Source organism: Wenzhouxiangella sp. AB-CW3 (genome assembly GCF_014725735.1).
Lineage (GTDB): Bacteria > Pseudomonadota > Gammaproteobacteria > Xanthomonadales > Wenzhouxiangellaceae > Wenzhouxiangella.
On record NZ_CP061368.1, the window covers coordinates 2,953,837 to 2,970,316 of the forward strand.

17 protein-coding genes are annotated in these 16,480 nt (G+C 62.1%); 10 read left to right on the plus strand and 7 right to left on the minus strand.

Annotated elements, in window-relative coordinates; translation table 11 throughout:
• Positions 1 to 151 precede the first annotated feature (151 nt).
• Entirely contained in the window at positions 152 to 1,186 is a 1,035-nt protein-coding gene (locus tag IC757_RS12795; protein ID WP_190974687.1) for a threonine aldolase family protein, read from the plus strand.
• 3 nt (positions 1,187 to 1,189) lie between these two features.
• On the opposite strand, the gene IC757_RS12800 is transcribed toward IC757_RS12795, so the two are convergent.
• Together IC757_RS12800 and IC757_RS12805 are read right to left on the minus strand one after the other, a co-directional pair.
• Positions 1,190 to 1,957: a hypothetical protein gene (locus IC757_RS12800; protein ID WP_190974688.1), complete on the minus strand. Its 768-nt coding sequence runs from the start codon at positions 1,955 to 1,957 to the stop codon at positions 1,190 to 1,192.
• Between the two features lie 74 nt (positions 1,958 to 2,031).
• A complete protein-coding gene (locus tag IC757_RS12805) occupies positions 2,032 to 2,634 on the minus strand; it encodes a carboxymuconolactone decarboxylase family protein (protein WP_190974689.1) in 603 nt (200 codons plus the stop codon).
• 78 nt (positions 2,635 to 2,712) lie between these two features.
• On the opposite strand from IC757_RS12805, the gene IC757_RS12810 reads away from it, so the two are divergent.
• Entirely contained in the window at positions 2,713 to 3,573 is an 861-nt protein-coding gene (locus IC757_RS12810) for an alpha/beta fold hydrolase (RefSeq protein WP_190974690.1), read from the plus strand.
• An 18-nt stretch (positions 3,574 to 3,591) separates the two neighbouring features.
• Here the strand turns inward: IC757_RS12810 and IC757_RS12815 are convergent, their stop codons facing one another.
• Positions 3,592 to 5,457, minus strand: a complete 1,866-nt coding sequence (locus IC757_RS12815) for an acetyl-CoA hydrolase/transferase C-terminal domain-containing protein (RefSeq protein WP_190974691.1) — start codon at positions 5,455 to 5,457, stop codon at positions 3,592 to 3,594.
• A 128-nt stretch (positions 5,458 to 5,585) separates the two neighbouring features.
• Between IC757_RS12815 and IC757_RS12820 the strand changes: the two genes are divergently transcribed.
• Entirely contained in the window at positions 5,586 to 6,665 is a 1,080-nt protein-coding gene (locus IC757_RS12820) for an alanine racemase (RefSeq protein ID WP_223846130.1), read from the plus strand.
• A gap of 39 nt (positions 6,666 to 6,704) precedes the next feature.
• Positions 6,705 to 7,067, plus strand: coding sequence for a SirB2 family protein (locus IC757_RS12825; RefSeq protein WP_190974693.1), 363 nt, complete (start codon positions 6,705 to 6,707; stop codon positions 7,065 to 7,067).
• Between the two features lie 139 nt (positions 7,068 to 7,206).
• Here the strand turns inward: IC757_RS12825 and IC757_RS12830 are convergent, their stop codons facing one another.
• The 3 genes from IC757_RS12830 to IC757_RS12840 form a co-directional block, all read right to left on the minus strand.
• A complete protein-coding gene (locus IC757_RS12830) occupies positions 7,207 to 8,046 on the minus strand; it encodes a hypothetical protein (protein WP_190974694.1) in 840 nt (279 codons plus the stop codon).
• 126 nt (positions 8,047 to 8,172) lie between these two features.
• Positions 8,173 to 9,039 carry a hypothetical protein gene (locus IC757_RS12835; RefSeq protein WP_190974695.1) on the minus strand — a complete coding sequence of 289 codons (867 nt, stop codon included), beginning with the start codon at positions 9,037 to 9,039 and terminating at the stop codon, positions 8,173 to 8,175.
• Between the two features lie 2 nt (positions 9,040 to 9,041).
• Positions 9,042 to 9,788 carry an EAL domain-containing protein gene (locus IC757_RS12840; protein ID WP_190974696.1) on the minus strand — a complete coding sequence of 249 codons (747 nt, stop codon included), beginning with the start codon at positions 9,786 to 9,788 and terminating at the stop codon, positions 9,042 to 9,044.
• Positions 9,789 to 9,962: 174 nt separating this feature from the next.
• Between IC757_RS12840 and IC757_RS12845 the strand changes: the two genes are divergently transcribed.
• The 6 genes from IC757_RS12845 (at position 9,963) to IC757_RS12870 (ending at position 15,736) form a co-directional block, all read left to right on the plus strand.
• Positions 9,963 to 11,747, plus strand: coding sequence for an ABC transporter substrate-binding protein (locus IC757_RS12845; protein ID WP_190974697.1), 1,785 nt, complete (start codon positions 9,963 to 9,965; stop codon positions 11,745 to 11,747).
• The gene (locus IC757_RS12850; RefSeq protein WP_190974698.1) at positions 11,744 to 12,703 is read left to right on the plus strand and encodes an ABC transporter permease; all 960 of its coding nucleotides are present in this window, start codon (positions 11,744 to 11,746) and stop codon (positions 12,701 to 12,703) included. The genes IC757_RS12845 and IC757_RS12850 overlap by 4 nt, the downstream gene beginning before the upstream one ends.
• The gene (locus IC757_RS12855; RefSeq protein ID WP_190974699.1) at positions 12,700 to 13,581 is read left to right on the plus strand and encodes an ABC transporter permease; all 882 of its coding nucleotides are present in this window, start codon (positions 12,700 to 12,702) and stop codon (positions 13,579 to 13,581) included. The genes IC757_RS12850 and IC757_RS12855 overlap by 4 nt, the downstream gene beginning before the upstream one ends.
• A 52-nt stretch (positions 13,582 to 13,633) precedes the next feature.
• Complete coding sequence (locus tag IC757_RS12860) at positions 13,634 to 14,101, plus strand: hypothetical protein (RefSeq protein ID WP_190974700.1); 468 nt, start codon at positions 13,634 to 13,636, stop codon at positions 14,099 to 14,101.
• Positions 14,102 to 14,118: 17 nt separating this feature from the next.
• A complete protein-coding gene (locus IC757_RS12865; protein WP_190974701.1) occupies positions 14,119 to 14,955 on the plus strand; it encodes a polysaccharide deacetylase family protein in 837 nt (278 codons plus the stop codon).
• Positions 14,956 to 15,037: 82 nt separating this feature from the next.
• Positions 15,038 to 15,736: an alpha/beta hydrolase gene (locus tag IC757_RS12870; protein WP_190974702.1), complete on the plus strand. Its 699-nt coding sequence runs from the start codon at positions 15,038 to 15,040 to the stop codon at positions 15,734 to 15,736.
• A gap of 212 nt (positions 15,737 to 15,948) precedes the next feature.
• Here the strand turns inward: IC757_RS12870 and IC757_RS12875 are convergent, their stop codons facing one another.
• Positions 15,949 to 16,302, minus strand: coding sequence for a hypothetical protein (locus IC757_RS12875; RefSeq protein WP_223846131.1), 354 nt, complete (start codon positions 16,300 to 16,302; stop codon positions 15,949 to 15,951).
• Positions 16,303 to 16,480 lie beyond the last annotated feature (178 nt).

Genomic DNA, 16,480 nt, shown 5'->3' on the forward strand with positions numbered 1-16,480 from the left:
TTTCGCCAAGCCACAGAGGAGGCTGTCAGTACGGATGGCTGGATGATTTTTCCGCACCGCTCCAAGCCCGGATTTTCCCGACACCACACCCGCCACCCCACTCCCCTGGCGGTGCTAGGCTATTGCGCTGAGTTTCCGACATCGCCAGCCCATGAATTTCAAGAGCGACAACGAGGCACCGGCGCATCCGGCGGTCATGGAGGCCCTGGTCCAGGCCAACGAGGGTTACGCCACGGCCTATTCCGAGGATCGATACAGCCGGGCGCTTGATGCCCGCTTTTCCGAGCTGTTCGAAACCGAATGCCGGGTCCTGCCCATTGCCACCGGTACGGCGGCCAACTCGAGCGCCATTGCCGAGCTCTCCCCGCCCTGGGGGGCCGTGATGTGTCATGAGCTGGCGCATATCCACAACGACGAGAATGGCGCACCGGAGTTCTACTCCGGCGGCGCAAAGCTGGTTCCCCTGCCCGGTGCCAATGGCCAGCTCGAAGCCGAGCGGCTGGCGCAGGCCATTGATGCGGCCGGCCGCCATGGTGTGCACAACGTCAAGCCCTCGGTGGTCTCGATCACGCAGGCCACCGAGTGCGGCACGACTTACACTCCAGATGCCATCGGTGCGATTGCCGAGGTCACCCATGCGCGCGGGCTGCACCTGCACATGGATGGCGCACGCTTTGCCAATGCCGTCGTGTCGCTGGGCTGCACACCGGCCGACATCACCTGGAAGGCCGGCGTCGACGTGCTGTCTTTCGGGGTCACCAAGAACGGCGCGATGATGGCCGAGGCGATCGTCGTATTCGGTCATCCGCAATGGATCGAAGGCATGGCGCGCCGCCGCAAGCGAGCCGGCCACCTGCTGTCGAAAATGCGCTACGTTTCGGCCCAGCTGCTGGCCATGCTGGACGACGACCTCTGGCTGAAACTGGCCGGCCATGCCAATGATCGCGCCCTGCAACTGGCCCACGGCATCGAACAATGCCCGCATGCCTCGCTGTCCTGGCCGGTGCAGGCCAATGAAGTGTTCATGCAGGCCGACCCCGAACGCCTTCAGGCGCTGAAATCAGCCGGCTTTGAATTCCACATCTGGCCTGGCCATGACGATCTGGCCCGACTGGTCTGTTCGTGGGCCACCCCGCCCGACCAGGTCGAGCGCTTCCTGGAGGCGCTGCATCAGACAGCTACCTGACCACTACTCGCTGGCAGATTCAGAATCCGCCCGGCCAAAGTAGTGTCTGACAATGCTGCGCTGGTAAGCCTCGCCCTGCTGCTCGTAGCGTTGACAGAAGCGTTGCGGGTAGCGCGCCGGTTCGTGGCTGACCTTCAGCATGCCGGCTGAATGCCGGGCATTCCGAACCATGCCGAAGTCATCTCGAACCGCGCCAATAGCCTGCCACGAACCCAGCCGTCCCTGACGAACCTGAAGCTGCCCGTCGCTGTGAATACGGGCCTGCCACTCTGCTTCTCGGTCTGGCGCGGCAGGCGCCAGCAGGTCCACCTCGCCCGAGCCATTCCAGCCCGGCTCACTGACATATCTCGCACCGCCGACCTCCAGCTCGATGGACGCTTCACGACCGGCGCCGGACCGGGCCGAGCGTACCGCTCGGCAGAATCGGTCGGACCAGCCGCCGGGCACGGTCTCCACCCTGAAGCGACCGAAGGTATTACGTGCCGGCACACTTCTTGGCGCATAGCCGGCCCGCGACCATACCTCCTCTTCATCGGCCAGCGAAATCTCCAGCACATCACTCCCACGAAACCGCTCGTCGCGCAAGGCCAGATAGCGCCGATCCCCGGTATCAGTCTCGAACACAAGCCGCTGGTCGGGCACAAGCTCTCCCCGCGCCAGCCTGTCGCCGCTGAAAGCATCGAACACCTGCACTTCGGCAAAAGTGCCGGGCCATGCCAGCACGGGCACGATCAGAAAAGCAAAAACCAGAACGCTTCGAAAGAATGGCATGAACGACGCTCCGCCATGGCAAATGAATTAGTTACCCAGACCGGGCCCTGCACCCGTGAGTTCCGGCGTGTCTGTCAGGAGCCCTCTCCCAGGTGGCGACCTCCTGTCCAGCCGCCGCGGGACAGCAGCTGCTCTCCCAGCTCACGCGGACGGGATTCCAGATCGGTGGCCATGGAGTCGTTCCAGCGATTGAGAAAGCCGTAAAGACAGACCGCCGCCAGTAGTTCGACAATCTGTTCGTCACTCCAGTGTGCCTTGAGCGACGCCATGATCTCCTCGTCGACGGCATTCGGGACGCTACCGGCGGCAAGGGCAAAATCGAGTGCCGCCCGCTCGGCCTCAGAATAATGCTCGCTGGCCCGGTAATCCCACAAGGCATCCAGCTTCTCCTGCGGCAAACCGCTGATACCGGCCGCAACCAGGGAATGAGCCTGACAATACTGACACCCGGCCGCGCGACTGGCGAAATGCGCCAACAGCCGCTTGAAAGCCGGATCCACACTCCCCTGCGGATCCATCACCGCCGCAGTCAACTCACCAAAAGCCTTCACGATACCCGGCCGACGCTGCATGGTCAGCAGACTATTGGGAACAAACCCAAGAATCGCCTCAAAATGCCGAAAGGTATCCACCAACTCCGGTGTATGATCAACCGGCAAAGGATCAACAAACGCCATAAAAAAACCACCAAACATCAAAGCCAACCATTCTACCCCTAACACCTAACACCTAACACTGCACACTTCCCACTCCCCATGCCCCACCCCCAACCCGTCGTCCCCATCAAAACCAAAGACGACCACCGCTTCGAGCTGATCCACGTACCTGCCGAGCAGCCCCGACACACGCTGTTCTTCCTGCCCGGCATGGGGTTGAGCGCGCGACACTACATCGATTTCGGTCAGGCGCTGGCCGAGCACGGCATCGAGGTCTTCATCCACGAATGGCGTGGCATCGGCTCTTCGAACGTGCGCGCTGCCCGCATCTGCGACTGGGGCTACCGGGAACTGCTGGAGCTGGACCTCTTCGATGCGCTCGCGACCATTCACGATTATTCGAACCGGCAGCGCTTGATCATCGCCGGTCACAGCCTGGGCGCGCAGTTTGCCTGCCTGCTCGGGGCCATGAAACCCGACCGCTGCGACGCCCTGGCCCTGATCGCCGGAGGATCGCCCTACTGGCGGCTGTTCGACTGGAAAATGAAGCTGGTCATGGTCGCGGTAATGTTTGGCTTTCCCCTGATCGCCGGTGTGCGCGGCCACTACCCCGGAAAATCACTGGGCTTTGCCGGACGTGAGGCACGGGGTGTGATTTCGGACTGGACGCGCTCGGCACGCACCGGCGAGTACCACCCTTCGGGTGTCGCCACCGACCTGGAAGCCGGCATGCGGGATCTGGCTGTTCCGGCCATCGGCATGAACATGGCCGCGGACTGGTTCGTGCCCGACGCCTCCCTGCACTGGCTGACCGGCAAGCTGACCCAGTGCCGGGTCGAGCATTACACCATCAAGGCCAGCGACGAGTTTCCTGCAGATCATTACGCCTGGATGAAGCAGCCGGACGCAACCGTCAGCCACCTGCTGAACTGGATGGCGCATTATTCGATCATTCAATGATGCGCTGCTGCTACGAGGTCAGCGAGCCAGGACTGCTGCCACCAGTCGCGCGTAAAGCTTCTCTTTAACGGAGTCGGGTTGATCCAGGCCCAGCCGTTCAAGCGCTTCGGGGTGGTCACCCGGACGACCACGGAACAGGGCCCGAATCAGTGCCGGCTTGCTTTCGGCCACTGACTTCAGTTGTTTCAGGGCGGGAATCAGCTGCCTCTCGATCTCGGTGAAATCCGATCCGAAGGGATAGTCCGGAAAGTCGTCAGAAAACGATCCGAATACTTTCTCCAGGTAGTCTGGTGTATTGCGTCGGGCTGCATCGGGAATCCGCCAGTCTTGGTCGAGCTTGCCAGACTTTCTGGCCCGCTCCACCAGCTCATCCTGAAAGCGGGCGTCCATGATCCCGACCAGGGCCTGAATACATTCTTCGTCGGTCTTGCCGCGCAGATCGGCAATGCCGTATTCGGTGACCACCAGGTCGCGCAAATGACGCGGGATCGTGGTGTGCGGATATTCCCAGACGATGTTGGAGGTCGTGCCTTCGCTGCTCTCGCGGGTGGCACGCAGCATCAGCGCCGAGCGCCCGTCGGCCATGGCATGGGCCATGGCGACAAAGTTGTACTGGCCACCCACGCCCGAGACCACCTGGTGGTCGGCCAGCCCGTCGGAAACGGCCGCACCGGTTGCCGTGACCATCATGCAGGTGTTGATGAAGCGGGCATGACGGCGCTGGGCAATCTCCAGCGCTTCGGACCCGCCGTAGAGCTGATTGATTCGTCCCACGCCGTGCATGCGAAATCGCGGCCGTTCTTCATCGTCGAGTCCATTGAGAAAGTCGTAGAAATCACCGGCACCAAGAAAGAAACCGCCATCCATGATGGTTCCGCTGCCAGCCTGCTCGACCGACTCACCCTGGTTGACCCGCTCCTGGATTTCGATGTCATCAAACACTTCGCGCTTGAGTATGCCGGCACGGTAGAGGTGCATGAAGGCGTCCATGAACATTTCGCTGGCACCGTAAATGCCATGTTCGAATTCGCCGCGTTCTTCATGTTTCCAACGCTCGACACCGAGTTCCTCCAGCACGCTGCGGTAACGGGCATTGTCCCCGTGCCGCAGGATCATGCTGTGAACCAGTGCATCGGACAGCGAGCCGATACCGATCTGCAGGGTGCCGCCGTCGGCCATCAGGCGGCTGGCATGAAAGCCGACCGCGTGATCCTGCAAAGCGACCGGCGCACGAGGGAGTGCGAACAGCCGCTGCCCCGGATCGCTCTCGACGACCTCGTCGAAAAAGTCCGGATCGACCACGGCGTCGCCATGCATGAACGGCAGGTCGGGATGGACCTGGGCAATGGTCATGAACGGACCATGGTCCTGTTCGCGCACGAGGCGAACCAGGTCCAGCGTCACATCCGGGTTGCACGAAAGGCTGTAGCGCCCGTCGACCGGCCCGGAAACAAGCTGCATGCACACATTGATGCCACGATCGACGAGGTCGCGTGCTACATGCGTGTAGTTGGAGGAGACGTAGCGCCGCTGCATGGCGGGCTGGCCCAGCGCGACACCGGACTGAAAGTAGAACTCGGTGACCGTCACGTTATCCGGCATCGATCCGGACTGCAGGTCGGCAAGGTAGTCCAGGCGTGGATAGTCGCGCCCGAAAAGGCGCTTGACAATGGGGCCCATCAGCCGCTCTTCGAGCCAGTGCTTCGGTTGCGGAACGTCAAGCGACAGCGCCGTCACGATATCCAGTTGAATCGAGGGGTCGCTGCAGGCGCGCTGGTAGAAGGCATTGACCAGCCGATTGGGCTTGCCCAACCCCAGCGGCAAGCCGACAACCAGCCTCTTGCCCACACGTTCGATGGCCTTGTCGACGACTGTCTCGTACACTCGGTTTGTCATCCTGGCGCCCCGCGCATGCGTCCAAGCCTTAAACTATCACCAAAATCATTCAAGCAAACCGAACAATGTCAGAATCGACTCCAGTCACCCCATGCCTGCTGCTGGACACGGCGCGCATGACCCGAAACATTGAGCGCATGAGAACCCGGCTTCAGTCGCTGGGGCTTGCATTGCGTCCGCACGTCAAGACCTGCAAGAACATCGACATCGCGCGCCAGCTGACCGCCGGCCAGCCCGGCGGCGTGACCGTCTCGACCCTGGCCGAGGCCGACTATTTCTTCGAGAACGGCATCACCGACATTCTCTACGCCGTCGGCATTGCTCCCGGAAAACTTGCCGCCGTGGCCGATCGCATGGCCCGCGGCATGGCGCTGCGCATCATTCTCGACCATCCGCAAACGGCCACCGCAGTGGCCCGTGCGGCACGTGAGTTCGACACCCGTTTTCGCGTACTGGTCGAAATCGACGCCGACGGCGAGCGCGCTGGACTGCGTGCCGATGCACCGGAACTGATCGAAATCGCCAGCATTCTCGACGCCGCCGGATGTCATGTCGACGGCGTGATGGTGCATGCCGGCGGTTCGTATCACTGCCCCGACGCCGACAGCATGCAGCAAATGGCCGAAACCGAACGCGCCAGCGCCGTGGCAGCGGCCGAGCGCTTGCGGCAGGCCGGCCACGCGGCTCCTGTCGTCAGCGTCGGATCCACTCCCACGGCCACCTTTGCCCGCGACCTGACCGGCGCCACCGAAGTCCGCGCCGGCGTGCACGTGTTTCAGGATCTGGTCCAGGCCGGCCTGGGCGTTTGCGAAATCGACGACATCGCCATCTCGGTGTTGACCGAAGTCATTGGTCACCGTAGCGAAGATGGCCGGCTGCTGGTCGATGCCGGCTGGATGGCGCTGTCGCGTGATCGCGGCACCGCCGATCAGCCCATCGATCAAGGCTATGGCCTGATCTGCAGCGAGGACGGAGAAGCACTTGATGACATCATCGTCACCGGCACCAACCAGGAGCACGGCATCGTGGGCAGACGGGACGGTTCACCGCTGAATCTCGACACGTTCCCCGTTGGCACCCGTTTGCGGGTCCTGCCCAACCATGCCTGTGCCACGGCCGGGCAGCATGATGGTTACTGGATAGTCGGCAGTCCCGACCAGGCCCGGCGATGGCTGCCGCGCTGCCGCGGTTGGTAAACGGTCCGGCTTGGCCACGAACGAGGAAGGACTTTATAAATGAGTTACTACCCGCTTCTAAAAAACATCCATATCTTCATTGCGCTGCTCAGTGGCCTGGGGTTCGCCGTGCGAGGTTACCTGCGCCTGGTCGCGAATCGGCCGCTGAGTCACCCGGTCATACGCATCGCACCGCATATCCTCGATACGCTGCTGCTGGCTACCGGCATCGCACTGTGGGTCATGGTGGGATGGACCTTCCTGTCCTGGCTGGGGCTCAAGATCGGCCTGATCGTGGCCTACATCCTGATCGGCATGGCCGCCTTCCGCAAAGGCCACGGCGGCAGCGGCATCATCCTGTACTGGCTGGCCCTGGGCATCTACCTGGCGATTGCATTCATTGCCGTGCACAAACCGATCTGAACCCTGACATCAGGGGCTAGAAAAAGAATGCCCCGGCACGTAGGTGCCGGGGCGGGGCCAACAGCATGTGAATCGCCGTCAGGGGGCAGGGAAGGGGAAGCGATTCACGCGCCCGTCAGCAAACTGAAACCTCATAGACTCAGGGAAGTGAAATCACTTCAAAGCCTTGGTGCGAATTTTCATGACCAGCGTGTGCAACGAGGACTTCATCGGCGTACCGCCCGGAGAGCCGATGAACAATCACATGAGTCCCTTCTTCATCGATCACGACTTCGGCGATACCCCAGGCGCCGGATACCGGAGAACAGCTTTCACTTGCCGCTCCACTGCCGGAACCTTGCACCAGCAGTCTTGAGCCATTGCCACCTACAGATTCGGGCGAACCGCTGCCAGAACCCTGGACCAGAAGGCCTGAATCGCTGTCGCCTGCACTTTCCGGCTTGCCGCTTCCCGAACCCTGAACAAGCAGACTGCCATCGCTGGCACCGACTGACTCTCCGGCCGCGCCGCTTCCCGAGCCCTGAACCAACAGACTTCCATCGTTGGCTCCGACCGACTCTCCGGCTGCACCACTTCCCGAGCCCTGAACCAGCAGACTGCCATCGCTAACGCCGACCGACTCCCCGGCCGCACCGCTTCCCGAGCCTTGTACCAGCAGACCTGGCTGGCCTCCATCATGATTCTCTCCAGCAGCTCCACTTCCAGAGCCGCGGACCAGCGGGGAGTGACCACCACATTCGCTGGAAGGCGATCCACTGCCCGAACCCTGCACCAAAGGCCTTCCGCCGTCGACCAGAGAATAGAGTGGCACGATCAGGTAATCCTGCTGAATGGCATCAGCCGATACCGCGCCGGCCAAGACACTTCCCTCTGCATGCAGGGATATGGTCAGGCCGCTGTCCTGTTGCGAAACATGCAGGGAAACAGGCTCGGCAGCAATAGCCGACCCCATGACCAGACCCAACGCAACGGCAGCCACACAAAGGCTCCGACACGGACGAGACAGTTCTGCTCCCGTACCGCTCTTGCCAATCCCCGTTCCAGATTTTTCAATAAAACTCAACATATTCAACTCTCCTGCATTTCGATTATTCCGTCCTACGGCTCAGGTTGCCCCAGACCGTGCCTCTTCGGTGTTGGTAGGGTTTTCCCAGTAATACCAACCCACACCGATCGAACATTCATCCCGTTTAGATGGATGCAATTCTTCTGCTTCAAGGTGGTTTTCCACCGCTCTGATATGCGACTCGATTAGCGCACGGATATCCTCCCGCACGATCTCCAGTCGCTCTTTGGGAATTCGATGAGTCCAGCGATCCTGTTGCAGCCATGAAGAGTCGCTGGAGGTATGTCGTCTCGTGTTGTGCGCAACAGCCCTGCCTAGCCGATTGATCGCAAAACTGCCGGCCTCGATGGCGGTTCGCTCGGAGGGCTCCACCGGCATGAAAAACGGGTCGACAAGCTCCACACGGGTATCGTCGTCACACAGGCGTACGTTGCCGCTTTCCAGCAGCCGGTCGAGTGCAGTCTGGGGCGTGACGGCACGCCCTGCAGAGCGGCTGACCAGACGCTGGAAAGTGCTGTGGGGACCATGGATCAGCAGCCTGGCCGGTGCACCCGTATCGGGATCAATAAAGGACTCGTCCATTCGCCACATTTCCAGAATGGCAGCTTCCGAGCAGACATCGGCCAGTGCCATCTCGCCATCTCGCGTCTCGTAGACCTTGATTGCTCGGCCGTCCATTCCACACAACAGTGAGAGGGCCGAAGTCGTGACCCGCTTGTCGGGGTTCTCCGCTTCCAGGTAGCGACGCGCCTCGGTGACGTAGGCTTCTCGAACCAGCTCCACCAGTGCGCTACAGGAAATTCTCCCGACCGCGAAGCGGACCAGGGGCCGGATCATTCGCATCATGGCGCCAACCAGCCACCCGACCTGCGCCCTGCTCTCGTCTTGTCTTGCCAACTGTCCCATGCTCAGATCTCCATGATCTCGGGCTCATGCACCAGGTACCCCTGGGCGTAACCAACCCCCAGATCCTTCAGCAGCTGCAGCTCCTGAGGACGCTCCACACCTTCGGCCACCACCACGCCGCCGAGCCGATCAGCCAGCGTGGTCAGGCAATCGACCACGGCGCGCTGATGACTGCGAGAGTCGAATCCACTGATGACCCGACCGTCGATCTTGACGATGTCCACCACGCCGGCGGCGCACAGGTCAAAGCAGTTCATGCGACTGCCGAAATCGTCCAGTGCGATCAGGACACCGCGCTGCCGCAGCAGGCGGGCATGCTCAATCAGTCTTGAGCGGTTGCTGCAATCGGCGAACTCGATCAGCTCCAGACACAGCGAATGACCCTGCTCGCCAAGCAGCTTGTGCATCCGGGTCACGGTATCCACGAAATACGGAGCGATGAAAGATTCGGGATGGGCATTGACGCTAATGCGCGTCGGCCCTGCGCGCTCGGCCAGCCAGTACCCGGCGCGCTCAAGCACCTCCACATCGGTCACCGAGGGCGGGCGATGCAGGTAGAGGCACTCGACAAAACCGGCGGGAGAGCCGTTGAAACAGGCCGAGTCGGGCCGGATCAGCAACTCGTACCAGGGCCAGTCGGCACCAAAAACCGCGCCATCGGCCTGCAGCGCCTGAATGCGCTGGGCCGCGAAGGCGCAGTGATCCCCTGTTGCGGACAGGGAAATGGTTTGTGCGAGTGGACTGGCCATCTATTTTCCTCAATATTGGCATTTGCCATTTATGGCAAACGACAGTATCGTCAGTTGCCGCGATTGTCAAGCACTTTCTGAACATGGTGGCCCGGCCACATCGGCCGGACCGCTTTGAGTTGTGCCAATGCTTTCGCTTCGCTACGCTTCTGACGCAACCACGGAGACTTCCGAATGTCGACCAGCACCCGACTCGTCTGCGCCGTACTCGCCACCCTGGCGTTCACGGCGGCCTGCAACAAAACCGATACCAACGCGGCTGACGAGACCACCTACCGCCACGCCATTGACGGCGTTCCCGCAAGCCTGGACCCGGCCCACGCGGCCGATGTCTATTCGTCCACCCTGGTGGTGAATCTTTTTGACACGCTCTACCGTTACCGCTACCTGGAGCGCCCCTATCAACTGGCCCCCAACCTGGCAGCCGACATGCCGGAGGTGTCCGACGATGGCTTGGTCTGGACCATCCGGATGCGCGAGGACGCAGTGTTCGCACCCGACCCGGCTTTCCCGGATGGGACGGGCCGAAGGGTGACTGCCGCCGACGTGGTGTATTCCCTGGCGCGGCATTTCGATCCGGCCACCCGGTCGCAGGGTGCCTGGCTCTGGCGCGACCGGATTCTGGGACTCGACCAATGGGTGGAGTCCGGCGCCGACCCGGATCAGCCCATCGAAGGTTTGCAGGCGCTCGACGAGCACACGCTTCAGATCACACTCAAGAGACCATTCCCACAGCTGGCCCACACCCTGGCCATGGCCCTGTCGGCCGTCGTCCCCAGAGAGGTGGTGGAAAGTCGCGGGCGGGAGTTCGGAACCCATCCGGTCGGATCCGGGCCGTTCACTCTTGCGCGACGCGACGAAAGCCAGGCGGTGCTGCTCCGACGGCCGGACTTTGTCCGCGACCCCTTCGATCTGGCCTACGAGGGACATGACCCCGAACTGCATGCGGAACTGGAACTGGAGCACCTGGACGGTCGTCACTACCCCTTCGTCGACCGACTGGAGATCCACTTCATTACCGAACCCGGATCACGCTGGAGCAGCTTCGCAGCTGGCGAGGTCGACAATGTCATGGTGCCGCCCGACCAGGCCACGCGGATACTGTCGTCACGAGATCCAATCCGTTTTACACCGGAGATCAGTCAGCAGTACCACAGCATGGCTTCACCCGAGGCCGGCTTTGTGCTCTATGGCTTTAATATGGCCAACCAGGACATCGGTCACCACCCGGAACCGACACGTGACCAGGCCAACCGCCAGCTGCGCTGTGCCATGCGCGACGCCTTCGACTGGGACCGCTACAACGAGACCTTCCATCATGGCCTGGCCCAGGTATTCCCCGGCGCCATTCCGCCATTTGTGGAGGCGTTCGATCCGTCTCATGGAGAGGACAGCATCCGCCACCAACCCGAGCGGGCCCGCGAACACATGGATGAACTGGCCGCAACGGAGCAGTTGCCGCGACTGACCTACGGCATGGAAGCCAGCGTGCATCAGCGCCAGATGTTCGAACAGTTTCGCCAGCGCATGGTGGAAGCCGGCCTGCCACGTGACCACATGCAATCGCGGGCCTTTGCCTCGTTCGGGGAATACTCCCGCGCCATTGCCGCTGGCGAGCTTGATATCTTTCTTCTCGGCTGGACCATGGCCTGGCCGGATGCACAGTATGCGCTGCAACTGTTTTATGGCCCCAATGCCGCCCCCGGAGCCAACAGTTTCAGCTACCGCAACCCGGAGTTCGATGCGCTGTTCGAGCGCGCTACCGCGCTGCCTGACGGTCCCGAGCGGACCGCCCTCTATCGTCAGCTCAATGACATCGTGATGGACGACTGCGTGTTCATCGGCAGCCTGGCACGCACCCGTCTGCACCTGTGGCACCGGCACGCGCACATGCAACCCGACCGCGAGATGCTGGGCGGTTTCTTCCTGCGCTTTGTCGATGTGGGAGCGCGACCTTGAACCATCGGCGCGAGCTGCCGGCCTTCTTCCTGCGCAAGCTGGCCGCGGCCGTACCGCTGCTGCTGGGCGTTACCCTGATCAGCTTTGCTCTGACGGTGCATTTCGGACCGGACCCGGCCCATGCCCTTGTGGGCAAGAACCCGACCGCGGCCGAACTGGCGCAGTTGCGCCAGGAACTGGGACAGGACCGGCCGTTCTGGATCCGTTATGCCGACTACCTGCGGGGACTGGCCACACTGGATCTGGGTCATGCACAGGCCAGTGGAGAATCGGTACGTGAGTTGTTGGGGCGCACGCTGCCGGTGTCGGCCATGCTGCTGGCTCCCGGCTTCCTGCTCGGCACGGCCCTGGCGCTGGCGCTGGCGATGTGGGCTGCCTGGTACCGTGGCAGTCGGCTGGACCGCTGGATTACAGGATGCTCGGTGGTCGGCATGAGCCTGTCGTTCGTGGTCATCATCATCGGCCTGCAGGCGATATTCGGCGTCTGGCTGGGCTGGTTTCCGGTGCGTGGCTGGGCTGTGGGAGACCCGGGCAGCTATGTCCGGCATGTCTCCCTGCCCACCCTGGCCTTCGTGCTGGCCAGTCTGGGCTACAACACCCGGTTCTTTCGCGCCATGCTGGTCAATGCCATGAGCGCCGACCATGTGCGTACCGCACTGGCCTACGGCGCCACCCCGCGCCGAATCATGATCCGACACGTACTACCGGCAGCCCTGCTGCCGATCATGACGCGCATCATCTATACCGTGCCGGGCCTGGCCATTGCCGGCAGTCTGCTCATCGAGAGCCACTTTGCCGTGCCCGGGATTGGACGCATCACCTACCAGGCCATCCTGGCCGGCGACCAGGCAGTCATCATGGCCGTGGTGGGCCTGAGTGCCGTGCTGCTGGCCCTGACGGTGACCGTGGCCGACATGCTCGGTCAACTGGCGGATCCTAGGATTCGAGTCGCATGACCCCGCGAATCGTCCGCTTGCCTCGATACAGATCCTGGATGTCGGGCCTGCCCGTCCTGATCCTGGGCCTGTATGCCCTCGCCGCTGTCGGTGTGTGGCTCGGCCTTTGGTCCGGTCACTGGTCGGCCATGACCGGTCCGATGTGGGCGCCCCCATCACCCGATCACTGGCTGGGCACCAACCGCCTCGGCCAGGATATCTTCGCGCGCAGCGTGGCAGCCACCGCCACGGCATTCGAAATCGGGCTGGTCGTGGCCGTCGTCACCTGCCTGTTCGGCGGACTGATGGGCAGCATCGCGGGATTCTTTCACCGCGGCTGGATCGACGAATTCATCCTCTGGCTGACCGGCACCCTCGAGGCCATCCCCTTCTATCTTCTCGTCGGCGCCATTGCCTTTGCCCTGCACCGCCACCCGTCAGCCATGTACGTGGCCATGATGGCGGCCTTCTGGACCACCACCGCGCGCGTGGTTCGTGCCGAGGCGATCCGGCTTGAGCGATCCGGTTTCATTCTGGCCGCACGCGCCGGCGGCAGCGCACCCTTGCGCATCCTGCGAAGACATGTGCTGCCCAACCTGGCCCATGTGCTGCTGGTCCAGGCCACGCTCGTGTTTGTGGCAGCGATCAAGATCGAGGTCATCCTCAGCTTCCTTGGCCTGGGTGTGCACGACTCGATCAGCTGGGGCCTGATGCTGGCCGAGGCCGGTCAGGACATTCTGGCCGGACAGTACATGAACTTCGTGGTGGCTTCGGTCTTTCTGTTCGGCCTGGTCATGGCCGGCAGCCTGGTCGCCGACGATTTGCAGGACCGCCTCGACCCGAAGCGGCGCAAGAGCAAGCCGGCCGGCGTCGAACGCGATCCCCGGATACTCCCCTGAACGGTGAAGCGGTTATCATGACCGACCTGATCCTTCAGCCCTGGAGCTGCAGTTGTCGAGACATCGCCTGTCCACTGTCCTGATCCTGATACTGAGCCTGACCATGGGCTGCATGGGAGGGCTGCCGCGCGTTTCCACCGATACGCTGCGCGTCAGCATCGACAGCCTGGAGCGCACCGAAGATCACCTCGTGATCAACCTGGCCTTGCGCAACCTGCAAGAACGCGAGCTGGCCTACAAGGCACTTGAAATTCAACTCGAGCTGGACGGCACGAAGCTGGCCGGCACCCGGCATGAAATGCCGTTCGAGCTTCCGGCCCGCTCGCGCGAAGTCATCCGTATCGAAACGACCGGCAGCTCCGCGGGACTGGAACACCTGAACAAACTGTCGGAGGGCCAGCGCCAATCGCTGCCCTGGACCCTGGAGCTGGGCATGATTGGCGAGCGCGGGCCCACTCGCTCGGTCGAGTATGAAGGCTGGCTGCATGCCGTGCCCGGCCAGATCAACCGTTTTCGATAGAGGAGGCGTGATCGACCATGCATGGCAAGCGTTTCGTTATCCTGTCCTGGCATTCCATCCGCGTGCTGGACAACCACTACGCCGACAACGACCTGATCGCTTTTGGCGAGGACCTGCTTACCCTGGATGCGCAGGGCTGGACTGTGCTGCCTCTGGCACAGGCCCTGGCCGGTCTTGATTCGGGAACACTGCCCGACAAGGTGGCGGTCCTGACCGCCGACGACGGTTCCATCATGGACTTCGAGGCCTTCGATCATCCCAGCTGCGGCCCGCAGAAGAGCCTGGCCCAGCGCCTGCGCGAGTTCCGCGACTCGCCTGCCAGCTCGGGCCGACACCATCCCCACGTCAGCGCCTTCGCCATCGCCTCCCCACAGGCGCGCGACGAGCTCGACAGGACCGACTACATGAGCCTCGATGTATGGCGTGATGACTGGTGGGCGAAAGCCAATGAAAGCGGACTGATCAGCATCGAGAACCATAGCTGGGATCACAATCACGGCTCACTCCAGCGCACCGTGCAACGCGACAACCGGCGCGGCGACTTCCGCTGGATCGAAACCGAATCAGAATGTCGCGCCGAGGTCGACCAGGCCAGCGATTACATCGAGCGGCGCGCGGGCCGCCGCCCGTGTTTCTTCGCCTACCCCTACGGCCAGTCCAGCGAGTACATACGGCGGGAATACCTGCCAAGATATGGTCCCGAGCTGGGACTGCAGGCCGCCCTGGCCTGCGACCCGGAGCCCGTCACCGCCGCCAGCGACCGCTGGCACCTGCCGCGCTACATGTTTTCCCGCGACTGGAAGCAACCCGGTGACCTGGAAATACTTCTGAACGACGCCCAAGCTCACGCTTGACCGGGATCAAAGTAAAGATTCACTTGACAGTAGACAATCCCGCGATCAGATTCACACACGCAGCAGGCCTACGGGAGTGACCATGAACGAGCAAGACAAGCGTGACAGGCAGGAGATCTTCGAGGTCTACACGCGCCGAAAAGTCAGGGCGGCCAACATCTGGCTGCACGGCATGGGCGTCAATGCCGAAGACCTCAATCCCATCCTGGTCAACCTGCGCCAGTCACGCGAGATCGGTCTGCACTACATCGCCCCCAGCGCCCCGATCAGGCGCATCACGGTCAACCAGGACCGACCGACCCGGGCCTGGTTTGACGTGCGCGGCGAGCCCGGCGAGGCGCCACTGGATCGTGACGGCATGGACGAGAGCACACGCATGGTGCACGATCAACTCGATCGCCTTCGCAACCAGGGGCGCGATCCCCGTCATATCATCCTGGCCGGATTCTCGCAGGGTGCCACTCTGGCACTGCACGCCGGCCTGCGTTACCCGCACAGCCTGGCCGGCATCGTGGTGATGTCGGGAGAACTGCTGTTTGCCGACAGCCTCATGGACGAAGCCGAGGCCGCCAGTCGCCATACGCCCATCCTCATGCTGCACGGCGAAAACGACCGCGTGGTACCGATCACTGATGCCCGCGCCAGCCGCGATGCCCTGCAGGCCAGCGGCTACCAGATCGAGTGGAACGAGTTCCCGATCGAACACACGGTCTCGCCCGAAGAAGTCGAACGCGTCGACGACTGGATCCACCAGCGCCTTACCGAGACGCTGGCGCAGTGAATCCTCGATTCGAAACGTTACCCGATTACCAAGATTTCTCAGCCATGGCCGTGCTCTCATTCAAGAAACCGCAGATGAAAGACAGGTCGGAAATTTGACTAATCTGTGTTCATCTGCGTTCATCTGCGGTTCTGTAATTTCCCGGCCACAGGTGCCTGAAAAATCTGCGCAGCCAGGAATCCAAAAAACGATCATGCGACCAGACAACGATGCTACCAGTCCAGCTCCCGGCTGGGCATCAGCCAGGAGTCGTCGGGCACGTGCCCGGCTTTGATGGCCTGGTCGTAGCCGCTGGAAAACAACGTCAATATGTCATTCAGCGCGTCCTCCACGCTGCCGTAGCGCTGGGTTTCACTCATTGACGGGCTGTTCGCTCCCGGCGGCTGCAGGTAGTGGCTTTGCGCCACCTCGTACCAGTCATCGTCCAGGCTGCCGAAGATCCGCACGCGGATCATTTCCGACAGCCCCTCCAGCTCGAAACAGTATTCACCGACAAAACGGCGAGCATTGACCACGCCAGGACGACTAAACATCTGCGCCGGAATCTTCTCTTGTTGCTCGCTCATGGGCCGTTCTCCTCCATGGTTACGCGTCGCGTCCCAAGGCAGTCTGTCTGCAACAAAAACCCCTCGAGTTGCGCCAGATCAAATAAGCAATTAACGTACTCATTCAGAATCATATATCCAGTTTACATGTCTCCGGATCGGGGAAAGGTAAAAGACAGCGGATGATTCCGACTGTACA